This window comes from Stieleria maiorica, assembly GCF_008035925.1.
GTDB classification, from domain to species: Bacteria; Planctomycetota; Planctomycetia; order Pirellulales; family Pirellulaceae; genus Stieleria; species Stieleria maiorica.
In genome coordinates this window covers 8,863,843-8,879,861 of record NZ_CP036264.1, presented here as the reverse complement: position 1 = coordinate 8,879,861, position 16,019 = coordinate 8,863,843, and the positions used below count along the sequence as shown (strand labels likewise).

At 58.5% G+C, this 16,019-nt stretch carries 12 protein-coding genes and 2 tRNA genes; 9 read left to right on the top strand and 5 right to left on the bottom strand.

The annotated features are described in order from the left end of the window. Window positions 1-2 precede the first annotated feature (2 nt). Complete coding sequence (locus Mal15_RS30120; protein ID WP_147871141.1) at window positions 3-641, top strand: hypothetical protein; 639 nt, start codon at window positions 3-5, stop codon at window positions 639-641. A 444-nt stretch (window positions 642-1,085) separates the two neighbouring features. On the opposite strand, the gene Mal15_RS30115 is transcribed toward Mal15_RS30120, so the two are convergent. Together Mal15_RS30115 and Mal15_RS30110 are read right to left on the bottom strand one after the other, a co-directional pair. Then, window positions 1,086-1,385: a hypothetical protein gene (locus Mal15_RS30115; RefSeq protein ID WP_147871140.1), complete on the bottom strand. Its 300-nt coding sequence runs from the start codon at window positions 1,383-1,385 to the stop codon at window positions 1,086-1,088. A gap of 1,088 nt (window positions 1,386-2,473) precedes the next feature. Continuing rightward, window positions 2,474-2,557, bottom strand: a tRNA-Leu gene (locus Mal15_RS30110). Window positions 2,558-3,222: 665 nt separating this feature from the next. Here Mal15_RS30110 and Mal15_RS30105 point away from each other — a divergent pair. Next, a complete protein-coding gene (locus Mal15_RS30105) occupies window positions 3,223-3,717 on the top strand; it encodes a DUF4870 domain-containing protein (RefSeq protein WP_147871139.1) in 495 nt (164 codons plus the stop codon). A gap of 314 nt (window positions 3,718-4,031) precedes the next feature. Here Mal15_RS30105 and Mal15_RS30100 read toward each other — a convergent pair whose 3' ends face one another. Next, entirely contained in the window at window positions 4,032-4,871 is an 840-nt protein-coding gene (locus Mal15_RS30100) for an MBL fold metallo-hydrolase (protein ID WP_147871138.1), read from the bottom strand. A 77-nt stretch (window positions 4,872-4,948) separates the two neighbouring features. Then, the gene (locus Mal15_RS30095) at window positions 4,949-6,139 is read right to left on the bottom strand and encodes a hypothetical protein (RefSeq protein WP_147871137.1); all 1,191 of its coding nucleotides are present in this window, start codon (window positions 6,137-6,139) and stop codon (window positions 4,949-4,951) included. 252 nt (window positions 6,140-6,391) lie between these two features. Between Mal15_RS30095 and Mal15_RS30090 the strand changes: the two genes are divergently transcribed. Then, on the top strand, window positions 6,392-7,060 hold the full coding sequence (locus tag Mal15_RS30090; RefSeq protein ID WP_233903120.1) for a HEAT repeat domain-containing protein: 669 nt from the start codon (window positions 6,392-6,394) through the stop codon (window positions 7,058-7,060). 98 nt (window positions 7,061-7,158) lie between these two features. Beyond that, window positions 7,159-7,422, top strand: a complete 264-nt coding sequence (locus tag Mal15_RS30085) for a hypothetical protein (RefSeq protein WP_147871135.1) — start codon at window positions 7,159-7,161, stop codon at window positions 7,420-7,422. Between the two features lie 108 nt (window positions 7,423-7,530). Here Mal15_RS30085 and Mal15_RS30080 read toward each other — a convergent pair whose 3' ends face one another. Further along, window positions 7,531-8,781, bottom strand: coding sequence for a thioredoxin family protein (locus tag Mal15_RS30080; RefSeq protein WP_147871134.1), 1,251 nt, complete (start codon window positions 8,779-8,781; stop codon window positions 7,531-7,533). Between the two features lie 1,191 nt (window positions 8,782-9,972). Between Mal15_RS30080 and rho the strand changes: the two genes are divergently transcribed. From rho to Mal15_RS30060, 5 genes are all read left to right on the top strand, one after another. Next, entirely contained in the window at window positions 9,973-11,286 is a 1,314-nt protein-coding gene (gene rho / locus Mal15_RS30075; protein ID WP_147871133.1) for a transcription termination factor Rho, read from the top strand. Window positions 11,287-11,386: 100 nt separating this feature from the next. Beyond that, window positions 11,387-11,469 (top strand) — tRNA-Ser (locus Mal15_RS30070). Between the two features lie 435 nt (window positions 11,470-11,904). After that, window positions 11,905-15,417 carry a GEVED domain-containing protein gene (locus Mal15_RS30065; RefSeq protein WP_147871132.1) on the top strand — a complete coding sequence of 1,171 codons (3,513 nt, stop codon included), beginning with the start codon at window positions 11,905-11,907 and terminating at the stop codon, window positions 15,415-15,417. 260 nt (window positions 15,418-15,677) lie between these two features. Then, window positions 15,678-15,815 (top strand): hypothetical protein, encoded by a 138-nt coding sequence (locus tag Mal15_RS34295; RefSeq protein ID WP_167547131.1) that lies wholly within the window; start codon window positions 15,678-15,680, stop codon window positions 15,813-15,815. Window positions 15,816-15,821: 6 nt separating this feature from the next. After that, a complete protein-coding gene (locus Mal15_RS30060) occupies window positions 15,822-16,004 on the top strand; it encodes a hypothetical protein (RefSeq protein WP_147871131.1) in 183 nt (60 codons plus the stop codon). The last annotated feature ends 15 nt before the right edge of the window (window positions 16,005-16,019 follow it).

Here is a 16,019-nt window from a genome sequence, read left to right as displayed (position 1 = left end):
CATTGAAAATCAACCGCCGCGCCTCGGTGATGGCCGCCGTTCTGGCGTATGAATGGGCAGGACTCGAACTACTGAGGATAGTTTTGGCTTTGACCGTGAATCGCAATCGCAAACGTCTAACGATACTTGGTGTTCTGGCGATTGGTCTTGCCGCTGCGTTGCTTCACTGGCAATCGCGTTTCCGACGTGTCGATGTCGTGATCTGCGATATTGGATGCGTTCTCGATGATGGAATTGTTCTCGCAGAAATACCCCTCGTTCGTCACGCGTCGGAGATGCCGTTTCTCAATTCTTTGGTAATCTCTGAACGCAGGGATAGGAACGATAACTGGGTAGCGATGTACGGTGAAACGCAACATGGTCGGCCAATCGCACCTTTTCGTAGTTGGTTCTCTCAGGAACGCATGCAGAACATTTCCGAGTTCGCGGGATTCGGCTACTGGGCGCAGAATAATCAATACAATAATCGCCGTCCTGGCCGATCAATTATGCTGTTCATGCCGGTGTGGGCAGTGGTGATTGTGCTGTGTGGGATATTCTCTCTTATAGTATCTCGCAGGCGGCGCTGGTCGATTCGTACGATGGGAGTGATGGTACTGGTATGTGCTCTATTTATTCGATTGGCAACGCTGACAGATTGAGTGGCGAGCCATAAATCGGGTAAGAGCGTCCCTTTCGGGACGCCCTCGCCACACCACCATGCGTGCGGGTCCGCATACGGCGGCAGAGCGACGGTGAGCAAGCTCGGCCCACAGACTCTTTCAACTCAAAATGCCTTGCGCGGCGAGCCATGCGTTGGTCAGACCAACTCCGCTGGCGATGGTCTTAGACATGTGCCAAGGACCTTGCCGGCTACGGGCATGGCGAATCGCTTGACGACGCGGGACGCCCAAGGCAATCAGATGGCGGCGACGAATCCAGCCATCCATATGGCAACGCGTCGGCTGCACTGCACGACGCAAGTACCGCAATCCGCCAGCAGAGTGGGATCGAAAACGCCTTCGCAGTTTGGTGCAGGGGCCTGCCCGCTTGAGTCGCCCTCGCTTCACGCTGAACAAGGGAGAAATGCCGACTCCACGGATAGCTTATGCGGGCTTTGCGTTACTCACACGCTCCAAGAGGTTCTTCCGGATTCGGATTCTCCAGTTCTGGTAATCGAACAGGTAGCTGCCCCGCTCGATGCTTAGTGGCTCGCCGAGTCGCAAGTCTTTCTGGGTTTGGTAGCTGAACCAGTCGGTCGGTTTGGCGTTGGGGCGGCGGACGGTGACGCGCGTCCCTTTCTTGATGAAGTAGCTCATGTGAGCCAGTTTGCTGGCTTTGCCGACACGTTTGGTCCGCTGGCTGGCGGGGCGGATGGTCGGCGTTGGGGGCAAGCGTGACCGCACGATTTGCCTTGGTTTTCTGTTAGGCGTTTGCGCCCAAGCACTTCGGGTTTGTCGCTGACGGGCTTTCCACGTGCCCTCAAACTGGCCCTGACCTTCCGTGTCATTTTCGCCGGGACAATCCTAGCAAAAGAAAAAGACAGTGCGTTCGCCAGGGTCGGCGGCACCGATGAATGGGCACGTGGAAGGGCGAGCCGCCCCGCTACCCGACGGCTCGATGCAACATGAGTGACAACTGTGGATACGACCTGCGTTTGCGTTACCGGTCTCGGGCGGTATCCTGGAACGCTGACAAAACGACGAAGGGGGCGGACGATCCGGCAAGATCGAGCCGCCCACCATCAAAGCCCATCCGGTTACAGCAGACGGGATCGATGACAGTTGCTCCTTCGTGCGCGTGTTGCTGCGCACGTGCTCAAGCTGGGCTGGTAAAACCGATTCCGCGGTACGAGGTTGCGTTCGTGTTCGATTCATTCGCCGCCCGATCAGTACTCGGGCGTGAATTTCGATCGTGGCCACTCGCTCTGACGATGCGTTCCGCTCCACTGTATGCTTCGTCGGCATCAAGACCAGTCGCTTAGGACATGGCTCACCATCTATGGTCGCGGGTTTGCCGTTGGACGTAAGTCGTGATTGTTTGCTTTCGCTACTGCTACGGTCGATGCAACCGAGGCGCCGTCGGTTTTCGGTGTGTAGGGCGCGATTGGGCAGCGAACGATGGGCAAGACGATGGGGGCAAAACGATCACAGTCTGAAATTATTTTGCCATTCCTTCGAGAATGGGGCCACGATCGTGCAATGGGGCCGATAGGCCACGCACGACCAACAGGTCCCAAATATGAATGAGACGGGGGTATGGAAGAAGGGTCTGCAACCGTTGGTGTTTAGCCTTAAGGCGATTTCCCGGTCGCTGCGAAGCAGCGACAAAGGGCGGCTAAAGTGTGCACACCAACACGTGTGCCCCTGCAATTCGTCCCTTATGTCCGATTGGTCCTATCGATCGCGGGCCCATTCACCGCCGCGGTTGAGCCAACCGACGTCGCGTTCGACCGCTCAGCACTACGGCCAACCGGACGCGCGTTTCTGCGGTATACCGAAGGTGGGACTCGAACCCACACTCTGTTGCCAGAACTGGATTTTGAATCCAGCGCGTCTGCCAATTCCGCCACTTCGGCTGCTGATGTCGGTCGGGCGGTGGGAAAACTCCGCCAGCCGAGTAGGGAGATTATTCAACACGAATCGGGTTCGTGCAAGCGGCGGTGTTTGGCGGTTTTTTTTAAACCTTTTCTCGGTTCGCTTGCGGTGGGGGGCTCGGCGGGCAAAATGGACTCTCGCGATCCACACCACTCCGGCTCCATGCTCCGCCATGTCCAGCGTTCCAAGGCCGTCGCTTTCCGAAGCCGATTAACTGGCCCGAGAACGTCAGGTCGACTCCGAGAGCGAGTTCGATCGGGGGGAAGTGTTTGCCATGGCAGGCGTTAGCCGGCGTCACAGTTTGATCAAAGGTATTTATCGCAAGGTCGACGTTTCCGGTGCCCAAGAATACGGCGGTGGAGGCGATTGTCCGACTCTGGGACGCTGAGCTTTTTGGCGCCCCGTCGCTCGCCCGCGTGAGCCTAGAAATCAACCGCAGCTCAACTTCCGTCCTTTATGATGTGTTCCGAGAGTCGCCGTGTTCTCCGAACTCGGCGCACCCCAAAAGCGAAGCTTTTCCCGAAGTCGACCTCGGAGAGGACGGCGATTATCCCGGGGAAACCGAAAGCCTTGGCGGCTTCCGCTACGGATTGCAGCTTCGTCCTTCCACCACCGTTTTCCCAAACCTTTGGAGTGTTCCTCGACGATGACGATTGCAGATGAACTGGCTCGGTTGCAGGCACTTCGCGATGCGGGGTCGCTGACCGAAATCGAGTTCGAAGAGGCCAAGCGAAAGGTGCTTCATGAGCAGCCCCAATCGGCGGTGTCGGGATTCGGCGGCGGGTCGGTGGCCGGCCAGATTCACGGTGTCAACGAGGACACCTATTGCACGCTGATGCACCTGTCGCAGCTGCTGGTCGTCTCGGGATTGGGGATCGTGGCACCGATCGTGATGTGGGTGATCAGCAAGGACGAATCCGACCTGGCGCGGCGCCATGGCAACCGCATGATGAATTGGCTGATCAGCAGCCTGATCTATGCCTTTATCGCCGGGCTGTTGTGCATGGTGCTGATCGGAATCCCGTTGGTGATTCTGATCGTGATCCTGGACTTCGTGTTCCCGATCATCGCCGCGGTCAAGGCCAACAACGGCGAGCTGTGGTCGTATCCCGGTGCGATCCGGTTCTTTGAGGAGGACTGAATCGATGGCATCGACGGCCCGGAAGGGCCATCGTACTTCGGCATCGACGGCCCGGAAGGGCCATCGTACTTCGGCATCGACGGCCCGGAAGGGCCATCGTACTTCGGCATCGACGGCCCGGAAGGGCCATCGTACTTCGGCATCGACGGCCCGGAAGGGCCATCGTACTTCGGCATCGACGGCCCAGAAGGGCCATCGTACTTCGGCATCGACGGCCCGGAAGGGCCATCGTACTTCGGCATCGACGGCCCGGAAGGGCCATCGTACTTCGGCATCGACGGCCCAGAAGGGCCATCGTACTTTGGCAGCGACGATTAGATCCAAAGTTTGAGGCGTCCTTTGAGCATGTCGGGCAACACGCGGCGGACCATCGTTTTGACTTGCTTGTCATGGTAGCGCGTGCTCAAGTGCCCGGCGATCACGAGTTCATTTTCAAAGCGATCGGCGCGTTGGCGGTAGTCATCGACATGCATGTGGCCGTGCTTGTGGATCTTTTCCTTGCGATGCTCGGGCGCGACGAAGGTCAGTTCGCTGACCAGCACCTTGGCCTTGTAGAACTCCGGATTGTTGTCCAGCCCCGGCGGTGACGTGTCGCCGGTGTAGGCAAACACGGGAACGCGCTGCTCGGTCGTGATCTCGGTGCCGGCGAGTTTCAGGTCGCGGATTTCAGGCCCGGACAAGTTGACGAATTCGGGTTTCAGTTTGTGGCGACGGTGATAGACGATAAAGCCGAGCGAGGTGATCGTGTGCCGCGTCGGCACGGCCGTCACCAGGTACTCGCGGCCGTGTTCGATTTCGTCTCCCGCGTTCAGCCCGACCAATTCGCAAGGCATCGCGCCGCGGTCCAGGCGACGGAACGTTTGCAACATGTCCCAGGCTTCGTCGACCGCCGAGTCGGGCAGGTAGATCACCGGAGGGTCCATCTTCATCATCCGCCGCCGCGACACATAGGATGGCAGCGACACGATGTGATCCAAATGGGCATGGGTGATGAACAACGTGGGTGTGCCCATGAAGTCCCAGGGTTGAGCCCCCACGTCGAACAGCAGCTTCAACTCGTTGACTCTCCAACACGTCTGCACGGCCGCGCGTGAAAAACCCTCGATCGTAAGACCATCGTGGTGGTGCGAGATCAGGGGGATGTTTTCGACCATGATGTGGGATTCGTTCTGGGGTGACTCGTTCGTCCTTCACGAGCATTCGGCCGGGAGAGAGCCAAAAGACGAGGCGGTTAGTTCGTTGCCGAGACGCGAAGCTTGTCGCCGGCAGCTTCGATCTTCAAGGATGCTTGGTCAGTGATCAACCGTACAAGTTGCCAAAGTGTTTGGTCAACGGCCGACAGCGAGACCCGTTTCTCCAACTGGGGGGTCGCCGCCGGGTCGAATTGACACTGCAGCCCCAGCTGTGCCACCAGCGCTTGGATCAATGCCCCGGCCGGCTTGTCCGTCACCTCCAGTGAGAACACTCGCTCGTTTTGCTTCAAAATCTCCAGGGCGTTGGCCCCGGCCGGAACCGGTTGATCGGCTGGTGAATCTCCCCTGGGAATTGACAGCATTTGTCGGCAAAACGCTTGGTGGGCGGCCGGAGTGGCTTGCAACCGAAGTCGGCCGCCGCTGACATCAAAGCGGAGATTCGGATCGATGTTTTGAATCGATTTCAAAGCGTCCTGCGCAGCTGCAAACTGATACGTCCGAGCGAACGGCGCATCATTTTCGTCGGCTTTCCGGACGTCCAAGAACTGTCCGGCGATCAAATGCAAGGCCAGCTGCGGTGAAATGTCACGCAGTAAGGTTTCCGGCCACAGGTCATGTGGAAACGTGTTGGTCGCTGGCAGATCGGCGCGGCGGTCGTCCATGTGTCCCCGAATCATTTCCAGCGCTTCGTTCGGAGTCGTCAGGTCGGGCCATTGCAGGTCGATCCGGTTTCCGGCAGGGCCGCGAGTGGCGTGACGGTTCGGCGCGGCGTCGTCGGCTTGGGAGTAGACTTGGCGTGAGAGTTCGGCAACCCATGCGGGGCGTCCGATCACGACACAGTTGTCCAGCGGATAGCAAACGCAACCGGCCGATGCGGCGATCTTGCAAAGCGATGCATAGCGCGTTGGCCCGAGGTTGCCGGGTGAAACTGGAGAGTCTGGGTTGACCCTGCGATCGACCCAAACGTTGATGTGTCGACTGGGTTGAGTTTGATGCGCGGCGGCGATCTGGAGGGCGAGGCGTAATGACCGGCCATCAACGAGCCCGGTGTGTGGTTCTTGTAGCCACTGCGCGAATTCGTCTTTCTGGCTGAGTGGTTCCGCCGCGGAGATTTGATTAGACAGTTCGCCAGGATACAGAAACGTGATGACCGCCAGGACGCCGGCGCCGAGCAGCGTCTTGAAGAGCGCGTCTGGGATCCTGCAGCGAGCGTCTGAAGGCGTCGTCATCGGTGATGGCAAAGTCTGGATACGCAAGACACTTTTTGCGGTATTTGACGGGAAGGGGCTTGATCGGCGGGTTGTGGTTGATCCGTCGCGCCGGCGCGGTGAAGTGGCGAGTTGTGGAGGCCCGGGCGGGCAACTAGACTCGTGAACCACCGGGGCTGGAATTCTGGCATGGATCGGTTGCCTGTAACACCTTTGTGCCTAGTATACACGCGACTTGCACCACGACTTCTCCCACCTTCGACGGATGGCAAAGTGACTTCACCTCTCGTGCGGACAACCCGACTGGCCACAGCCTATCGCCGACTTCTTTCCAGCGCGGACGCGCCACGGTATGCGGCTGAGGTTGACGAGCATTACTCGCCGACGACCTTGGCGACGTTGCTTCAGCGGGGGGATGTTGAACTGCGCCGCGCCGCCGCGATGGCACTGGGCCTGCTGGGCAACAGCCGCTCGGTCGATCCGCTCGGGCGAGCGCTCAGCGATGTCGATCGTGGCGTGCGTTTGGTTGCCGATGATTCCTTTCGCGGGTTGCTGTTGCGTGATGCGGCGCCGACCCATCATCAGCAGTTGCTCAAGGTCATGCACCTGACCGATGGCGGTGAGTTTGCCGCGGCGCTCGCGCCGGCAATGATCTTGGTGGAACAGGCGCCGATGTATGCGGAGGCTCATTTTCAATTGGCCAGTTGTTGGCACGGATTGGAAGACTATCGCAAGGCATCTCAGTCTTATATCGCATGCTTGTGGCGCTGCCGTTTTCACTACACCGCTTGGCAGGGGTTGGCCCGGTGCCAAATCATGTCCGGTGAATACGTGGCCGCATCAAAGTCACTGGAGCGGTGTATCGAAATCGTTCCGGACTTGGAAAGTGCCCGTGTTCAACTGCGGGCACTGCGGCGGCGGATGCGACGCAGCGACGTTTGAGTGATGGCTGATGGAGCGACGCAGTATGATTGCGCGATGCAGTATAATTGCGCGACGGATCTGAACCGCGGTACTGATCGAGCCTAGGGTGTAACACCATGACCAGCTACAACGACCTCTTTGTTGCAACCGTCGCGTTTGTCGGCAGCACATTGGCGTTTGCGGTGGCGGTCGGCCCGTGGCGGCAACCTTATCATCTGCGATCGATCGCCAGTGTGGTGGACCGCTACGGCATGTCTGCCGCCCGCTTCGTCTGGATCGTCGTCGCGATCATCTCGTTGATCGCCGGCATGGCGATCGCCAGCGGTGTGCGTCCCGGATATGCAAAGCCCGATCCGGGGCTGCGCGATCTGACGCGTTAGAGGATTGCTGTACGACGTCCTTTCTAGGTCGTCGCTGCGAGTCCTACGGACGACGGCCCGGAAGGGCCATCGTACTGGCGAAACGCGTCGCCCTTAGCTGGATGGCTCTTACACGCCGGGGTTGGATTCTTCGATCGCTTGATCCATGACTTCGATGGCGGCGTCCAAGTATCGGTCGAACGTCTTTTCGAAATGCAGCATGGCGGCTTCGTCGGCGAAGAAGAACATGCGGTTGTGGATCGGGTCGATCACGCCCCATTCGCGTTTGCCGGGGACGATCTTCTTTTCTTCAAAGAAGCGGACGACGTCGATTTCGTTCAGCATCGGAGTGAACGGAATCGGATCGGAAAGGAACAGCTCCATCGCTTCCTTGTCGGCGAACAGATAGAGTTTGCCCAGGTGGATGACGCCGAGTTCCGGTTTGCCTTCGACCCACTGGCCGCGATTGACGACCGAAACGGCACAGTAGCCTTGGATCGCGAGATCAGGTTTGCTTTCCGGGCTGGTCGTTTCGGCGGTGGTGGCTGCACGGGCCGATGTTGCGTCGGCGGGTGTCATGTCGGCGGCCGTGTCCGTGGGCAGCGTGAGGCCGCCGGTACGGGCGCTCGCCAGTGAGGCTTGAACCGAACCGGACGTGGCGACGCTTGCCGAACGGACGTTCCCCTTGGTGCCACCGGGAAGCATGAACTGGTTTTTTCGAGAATTGTCGGTCACGGTGGCCGGCGTCGCGGATTCCATTGTCACGCCGGGTGCCGGGATCTGCACCGGCAGTTCGCCCGGTGCCATGTCGGCCTTCGGGCGATTCGAGGTCGGCTTGGGCAGGGTGTGGTTTGCCAGCGAATGATTCACGGCGACGCCTGCTGCCGGAGTCGTGGCTGGGGCAGCGGTTGCAGCGGGCGATGCAGCGGTTGGTGCGGTTTGCTGGGTGCTCGCCAGGGTGCGCGTCTTGGCGTAACTGACTTGGGCATCGGTCAGCATCGCGATGTAGCGATCGGGTTGCTGCGGGCTGACCGAATGGGACAGGGCTTTGCCGTCGGTGGTCACAATCACGTCGGTCGGGTACTTGGTGACCTTGAACATCTCGGCCAATTTCGGGTTCTTCGTCCCGTGGACCTTCACCGCCACAAAGTTCTGGTTGATCGACTGCGAGACCGACGCGCTGCGAAAGGCACCGGCTTCCAGTCGATCGCAATAGATGCAATTGTCGGTGTAGAAGTGCAGCAGCATCAACTTGCCTTGCTGCTTGGCTTTGGTGTGGGCGTCGCGAAGCTTGCCCTCCCAAGCGATTTGTGCAGGCGATGATTGCGCGGCGAGAGCGGTGAGCGTGAAGACAACGAGATAGATCGCGGCGTTTCGCATCCTGCGTTCCTGTGTCGATCCGGGAGGAAAAACTGACGTGTTGCGCGACCGGATCGGCGACCCGGACCATGCGCCTGGTGACTCAATCGGCCCGTGGGAGGCTGTCACTTAATCCGAAAGTACAAAATGGGGCGACTTTGACGCCAGTTCATCCGGCAGAGGTTTCGAAGTCAGCGCGAGCGGAGCGGCCGGCAAAACGCCTCCGGCTTCCAGTGACGAGAGACGATACTGAGGCGGGTGCAGAGGTCGGATGATTTTGAGAGGTCGGAAAACTTGCTCGATCGAATGGGCTCATCCGTATGGATGGTGTCTTTCGCAATGTTCCTGCCGCGAAAATCTTCGTACCCAATATTCCAAAAAACGGGGCGGATTGCGCGAGTCCTCACGGTCTCGTAGCCCACCCGTCAGAGGGCCCTGTTTCAGGCTTCGCTTGACACATCCTGTTGCTCGGCTATATTTCGGATAGCTTTAGTCGGCGGTGTGACTGGTTTGAAAGCCCACCGCTCCACGATTCACTGCGTCGCTCCACGACGATTCTGCAATTCGGCTGTTGCGAGCCGAAAAGGTTGATGAGCCTCTCGTCCCCGTTGATTGGCCCCCGGTCGGTTCAAGGATGGGAGCAGAGTCGGGGATCCGCCAGCATCGGCCTGTCCTGGTGTCGGGCGACGGAAACAGAAAGGAATTGGTAGTGTCCACGGGGATGAGTTCTCCCGGGATACCGAACAACCCTAAGATCGACACACGCCAGAGGAAACGGCATTTTGCTTGGCGGCCCGCGTCGCCCGCCACTTCGGTCCAGCCTGTGACTCCGATACCAACCGGTCCGTGTTGCCTCGGCCCGTGTCTCCTCGGCGCAGTCGGTCTGTGATCCGGTGGCGATCGTTCAGGTGAGAAGATCAATCGCGACTTCTCGTCCTCCGGACTGATCCGGCAGCGGCGAGTGGTTGTTGAACCGTCAGTGCGGCGTCAGAGCGACGATCGCGCTGACCAGCGAAAACAACGTCGCCAACAAGAGAACACGTTGGCGAACGAAAACTATTTGGTTTGACCCTGCGCGGGATGATTTCCGCAGCTTCGCGTTCGGGTCCTTTATCGTTCCATCCTGCGGATTCTTTACATGAATGCCGGCCGACTTCTGCCCCTCAGGGGTGGAAGACGCTTGTCAGCGCGTCGGCGCTCTCTGGATTACACATGGCGAAAAAGAAACGGTCTCCTCGTCGCGGCCCGAGCTCCAACGGACAATCCGGAGGCGGAGGTGGTGGTAAGCCACGCTCGCGCAGACGGCGACGCGGCGGTGGTGGTGGTGGAAACGGCGGGAATTCGAGAGATCAGGGCCTGGATCGCGAACCTGCGGATATCCCCAGCGACGCGCCGCTGGAAGAGTGCGAGGGGATTCTGGAGCTGCACCCCAACGGCTACGGGTTCCTCCGCAGCCGCGACAACAACTACTCCCGTGAACGCAGCGACCCGTTCGTTCCGGGAACCATGATCGAACGGTTCGGTTTGCGGCAAGGCGTCTACATCAAGGCGATGATGCAGCAAGCCAAGCGGCAACAGGGGCCGCGGATCCGCGAAATCCAGGATGTGGACGGGATTCCCCCGGAAGAATATCCGGACGTCAAAAGCTTTGACACGCTGACCCCGATCAACCCCGAAGAGTGGTTGGTCCTTGAACGCGGTCAGCGGCCGATCACCAACCGGGTGATCGATTTGCTGGCGCCGCTCGGGAAAGGTCAACGTGCGTTGATCGTTGCGCCGCCGCGGAGCGGGAAGACGGTCATGTTGCAAGACATCGCCGGTGGCATCGCGGCCAATCACCCCGACCTGAAACTGATCGTCTTGTTGATCGACGAGCGGCCCGAAGAGGTGACGGACATGCGCCGAAACGTGGTCGGCGGAGAAGTCGTCGCGAGCAGCTTGGATATGGACGTGGAGAGTCATGTCAGGCTAAGCCAATTGGTGATCGACCGCGCCCGTCGTTTGGCCGAAATGGGCCAAGACGTGTTCCTGATGCTCGATTCGATCACGCGTCTGGCCCGTGCGTTCAACAAGTGGGTCGGTCGCAGCGGTCGAGGCGGTGCGACGATGAGCGGCGGTCTGGACATCAAAGCGATGGACATTCCCAAAAAGCTGTTCGCAACCGCCCGGGCGTTCCAAGAAGGCGGCTCGCTGACGATCGTCGGTACCTGTCTGGTGGATACCAACAGCCGCATGGACGAAGCGATTTTCCAAGAGTTCAAGGGAACCGGGAACATGGAACTCGTGCTCGATCGTCGCCTGGCCGACCGACGCGTCTGGCCGTCGATCGACATCAGCCAGTCCGGCACGCGTCGTGAAGAGTTGCTGCATGATGAAGAGACCTATGAAGCGGTGACGATGTTGCGGCGAACGCTCTCGAGCATGCATCCCTGCGACGCGATGGAGCAGCTGACCAAGCAGCTCGGCCGATTCGAAAGCAACGACGAGTTCATCAAGCTGATCAGCGGCGCCAAGACGTCGCTGTAGAAGTTTGAGGCTGCAGTTTCAAGTTGCAGGTTTCAAGTTTCAAGTTCCGGGCAAGCCAGCTTGGAACAGGAGACGCGAGACGGTAAACTTGAGTTCAGCCGGAGGATAAGCGAATTGGTGAGCGGCCTCACTGGAACTGAGGTACCCCGTAAGGGGCTGCGGGTTCGAGTCCCGTGTCCTCCGCTGGTTTGAGCCCGTAATTTACGGGCTTTCTGAATATTCGTCTTCATCCGGCGGAATCAGCGAATCCAGCATGTCACCCAAAGTGGCACCCTGGACGCGCCACAAAGCGTCGCCAGTGCGGTCAGCATTGAGACCTACGTCATGCATAAGCGTGGTTTTTGGCGCGGCTATCTGTTCGTTGGTTGGTCCCCACCATGACCAACGTCCCTTTCGTCGGGCAGTGGGAACGCGCCCCCGCGCAATCTTTGGACACCCGGTCCATAGCTGATAGAACAGGGGCTTTGGGCGCCGGCCCCTGAGTCCGCGAGGTTTCTGATTGCAGTCTCGCGATCGTGCGTTTCTCGTGTTGACTTGGATTAGACTGCTCGTCGCGGAGCCTGTCGGCTCTGCTGGTTTTTCTGATCCATCAGCCAAGTACGTGACGCTCGACCCGCGATGCCACAACGACGACGATTCACTTTGCAGCCTTTGGAGCATCGGCACTTATTGACAGGCCTGTCGATTTCTGCGGCGAGCGTGCCCGAGACGGAGTCGCACGTCATCTTCACTCTTCAGCAGGACGAGACCGCATCGGAGGTTCGTCGCTACTTGTTCGACACCGTGGACGGAACGGCAACCGCTGGAAACCACTATGTTCCGGTCGACGGATTGCTGATCGAGTTCCAGCCAGATGAGTTGACCAAGACGGTCGAGGTGGAGCTGATCGACGACGCGTTTCGCAACTTGGACCGCGAGTTCTATGGACGTGTGCAACAGCTTGGTGATTCCGGCAATGCCGTCGTTGCTTCGCATCAGCGGCTCTTGCCCACCGATGGACGGAACGTCTTCAGTTTCGACTTTGACAACACCGGCAACACGCTCGTCTATTCTCAATTTCTGGGCACGACCGTCGGGCTGTTTAGCGTTCCGGTGGACGGGTCTTCTCAACCAACATTGCTCGCCGACTTGGGGTTTTCTGGAGGAGGTCCAGGCTCCGTTCAAATCAATCGAGCGACGAGCGAGGTGATTCTGCCCGGTGAGGACAGCCAGGGTAACGTGGAGCTTTTTCGCGTACCCGTTGACGGTTCTCGAGATCCGATTGTGCTGACTCACTCAGGCGACGAATCAACCTTAGTGGCATATCAAGGTGTCGGCCCTGATCTTTCGCACGTCGTTTACGAAAGGAGAATTCACGGCTCAACTGAAATTGCACTCTTCAGCGCTCGAACGGATGGTTCCACCTCACCTGTGAAACTCTTCCAGGGTGATATCGGTAGCTTTCCATTCGTCGGGATATCACCCGACGGAGAATCTGTCGTCTTCAAGGGAAATACATTTCCATTGCCCTTCGTCGTGCCGATTGACGGGGGCAGCACTGCCCAAAGGCTCTCGGACGATCTGATCGGCGCGAGTACCGGCCTGCGACATACGTTCTCGCCGGACGGCCAATTCATTTACGTTGCGGCCAGACCGAGCGAAGATGTCAGGCAATCGGACCTTTATCGATTCGCAGTTGACGGATCGCAACCGCCACTGATGTTGGCGAGCAATGTAGGGGATTCCCAGCCACAGATCACCAAGGACGGAAGTCGATTGGTGTTTAACGTCAATCGTGGTCTGTCCGCGGCGCCCGATCTTTATTCAGTGTTGACCGATGGCTCCGAGCCGCCGGTGGCGCTACACCCGCCCATCGAGCAGGCCGGTGGAAGCCTCCGCACGTACAAGATTAGCGACGATGACCAGCGAGTCGTGTTTCGGTCGAACTTCGATGACCCTGCGAAGTTCGCGTTGTACTCGGTGAAAATCGATGGATCCGAATCGCCGATAAAACTCACGTCGTTGCGGTCGTCTTTTAATGTCGACCTGATACTGTCGACGAATGATCCCGAAACGGTCGTTTACCGGACAAACGTCGGGTACGGAAGCAACGCGCCGCAGGAGCTTTATGCCGTCGATATTTTGGGGAATTCGGATCCTGTGCTGCTGAGTTTTGAAGTGCCCGACAGCGAGTCGTTTGACAACTACTCCTACGTCAATCTTCACGCAGGAGGCAATTCGTTGGTGTTCACATCCAATCGTGAAGTGGGAGACGGCTCCGTCCGACTGTTCCAGGCACCAATTGACTCAATGGCGACGCCGACCCTTCTGAGCCAGCCCGGCACAAGAATGGATGATTTTTCCATTGCGACCAACATCTTAGAAAGTATCCACGGATACGCCTACGAGATTGAAACGGATGGTGGATTTGGAAGCAATCGGAACGTGGTTCTAACAAAGCTCTTTGAAAGCAGCGGCGCCCGGATCGTCGATGATGACACGAACGTCGTTGTTGATGATTTTGGTGATGCTCCCACAGCGGCAGAGACGGGTTTCCGTTACGACTATCCGGTCATGCTTGAGGACAATGGGGCACGGCACGCCGTCGGCGGCCTCTTTTTGGGCGAGGGTGTGGATGCGGAGCCGGATGGGCAACCGCACATTGTCGCTGGTGCGGACGGCCAAGGCGGAGACGAGCTTGATGGCTTAGCCGATAACGGGATCGACTTCTTGACGGACTTGGTGACCAGTTCGAGCGACACCATCGCAACCGTCGACGTGACCGCATCGGGTACCGGGCGAATTGACGCGTGGATTGATTTCAATCGGGACGGTGACTGGTTTGATCCCGGTGAAAAAGTTCTCCACAGCGTTCCGGTCAGTAGCGGAGACAACCGCATTTCGTTTTCGATTCCTGCGGGAGCCCAAGCCGGTGGCACGGCAGCTCGGTTTCGTCTCAGCAGTGCCGGAGGACTGGGCAGCGTTGGTCGTGCAGCTGATGGTGAGGTGGAGGACTACTGGGTGACCTTGCGTGACGGGAACGATGCACTGAGCAATCTGGTCGTCTCGCTCGATGCGTCTCCATTGACCTTGGACGGTTCGGCTGGCAATCTGGTGGTTGGCGAAGACGGTGTCGAGCGTTTTTCGGTTCCGATGTCGGCTGTCGCGGGCGTTGAATTGGTTGGAGGTTCACGCGATCAGACCATCGAATGGATCGCCGCTGACTGGACAGGGAAAACGATATCGATCGATGCAGGAGAAGGATTTGACACGCTTGTTGTTCGGCCACCGTCTTCGGCGGGTGACTTCGTGCCGACAATCAGTCTGGTCGATTCACTGTTGCCAAGAAACGTTGAGAGGATCGATTTAACGTCTGACAACGCATTGACGGTCACGCTTGACCATAAAGCGATCGCGTCGACCGCTGACTTGGAACTGGCCGCAAACCTTGCCGAGCAAATCGAATTTGTCGATCCTGAACAGTGGCGGATGGGCGCGCCTCTGGTCGGTGACGGCCCCCTTCGTCACGTGAATCATCTCGATGGCTCTCGTTTCAAGGTTGAGATTCCACTGCCGTGGAAGAATGTCATCAATCGATTTGATGTCAACAACGATGGCATGACAACCGCGTTGGACGCTTTGGTTGTCATTAACCGACTTGCCATCCAGGCGGGAAACGAACTGCCTGATCCCCATGACGTCGATGTTTGGCCAGGGGCCTATTTCGATACCACAGGCGACAACTTGGCAACCACGCTTGACGCCCTGTTTGTGATCAATGAAGTAGCAAGGATTCAAGCTGGCCAGTCTGCTGAAGCAGAAGAAGGCATCGAATTGAGGCACGATGGCGTTGTCCGAATTGGTCCCCGGCGAAGTGCTTTGCAGTTCGTCGACGCGTTTTTTGAAATGGGCGCGTCCATGCAATTTGAAGATCCTGCTTCCGCCGTTCACCCCGTGCGTCCAGCGTCAACCATTCACGTCAACGGCGACGAGGTCTTGCTCGGTCCGGTGTCGGAAAATCCTGAGTTCGAACTGGACGAGGGGGAATCAGATTCCGATCCAGGGACCCAAAGCAGCTTGGAGGCAAATCTGGAGGGTCAAGGCCCTTTCGATGACAAGCTGCGGGCTTGTGCCTTGGAGTCTGGCTTGTGACCTAGCAGGGATGAAAATCGATCGGCAAATTCGGCTTGATGCGGTGCGAGTGGCTCGGGACAAATGATATGTCGATCGTTGGCAGCGTCGACTCGCGCCCTACGGCTGGATTATTTCAACAGGCTGTTACGTTTCCCGCTGGCATGGTGACGTGCCGCTCGCTTACGCTTCCCGCTGGCATTCGGGTGCCGCTCGCTGGCATTTCGGGGTGGGGCGTTGACGCTTGCCGCAGGCGGGATTGTGGTAGACTGGTCGGTGTCATGAATCCGTACGCACCACCATCGGAAACCGATCAACGCGAGCCGCCTTCGTCCGATCCGTCTGCGATCGCATGGGCGGGGATGGCTCTGACGATCGCAATCTTTTCCGCCTACTTTGTGGCATTGATCGCAGGGTGACGCACCATGAACCTTTCCACATCAACCACCGGCACCAACAAGAAGAAGCGAAAACGACAGGACAAGAAGCAACCGCGGCGGCGGAAGCCGATGATCCCGAGTTCGATGAAACCTGTGATGTGGGGCTTGGGGCTGCTGATCGGTTTGGGGGTGATTCAGGCGTTGATTGTCCTTGTGAAAAGCCACTGAGTGATGGGCGTTGGT

What these genes read in the sequence shown, in the direction of transcription:
- Mal15_RS30080 (WP_147871134.1), bottom strand. Translation starts at nt 8,781, where the DNA reads ATGCGAAACGCCGCGATCTATCTCGTTGTCTTCACGCTCACCGCTCTC.
- rho (WP_147871133.1), top strand. Translation starts at nt 9,973, where the DNA reads ATGGCGAAAAAGAAACGGTCTCCTCGTCGCGGCCCGAGCTCCAACGGA.
- Mal15_RS34295 (WP_167547131.1), top strand. Translation starts at nt 15,678, where the DNA reads ATGAATCCGTACGCACCACCATCGGAAACCGATCAACGCGAGCCGCCT.
- Mal15_RS30105 (WP_147871139.1), top strand. Translation starts at nt 3,223, where the DNA reads ATGACGATTGCAGATGAACTGGCTCGGTTGCAGGCACTTCGCGATGCG.
- Mal15_RS30085 (WP_147871135.1), top strand. Translation starts at nt 7,159, where the DNA reads ATGACCAGCTACAACGACCTCTTTGTTGCAACCGTCGCGTTTGTCGGC.
- Mal15_RS30100 (WP_147871138.1), bottom strand. Translation starts at nt 4,871, where the DNA reads ATGGTCGAAAACATCCCCCTGATCTCGCACCACCACGATGGTCTTACG.
- Mal15_RS30060 (WP_147871131.1), top strand. Translation starts at nt 15,822, where the DNA reads ATGAACCTTTCCACATCAACCACCGGCACCAACAAGAAGAAGCGAAAA.
- Mal15_RS30065 (WP_147871132.1), top strand. Translation starts at nt 11,905, where the DNA reads ATGCCACAACGACGACGATTCACTTTGCAGCCTTTGGAGCATCGGCAC.
- Mal15_RS30095 (WP_147871137.1), bottom strand. Translation starts at nt 6,139, where the DNA reads ATGACGACGCCTTCAGACGCTCGCTGCAGGATCCCAGACGCGCTCTTC.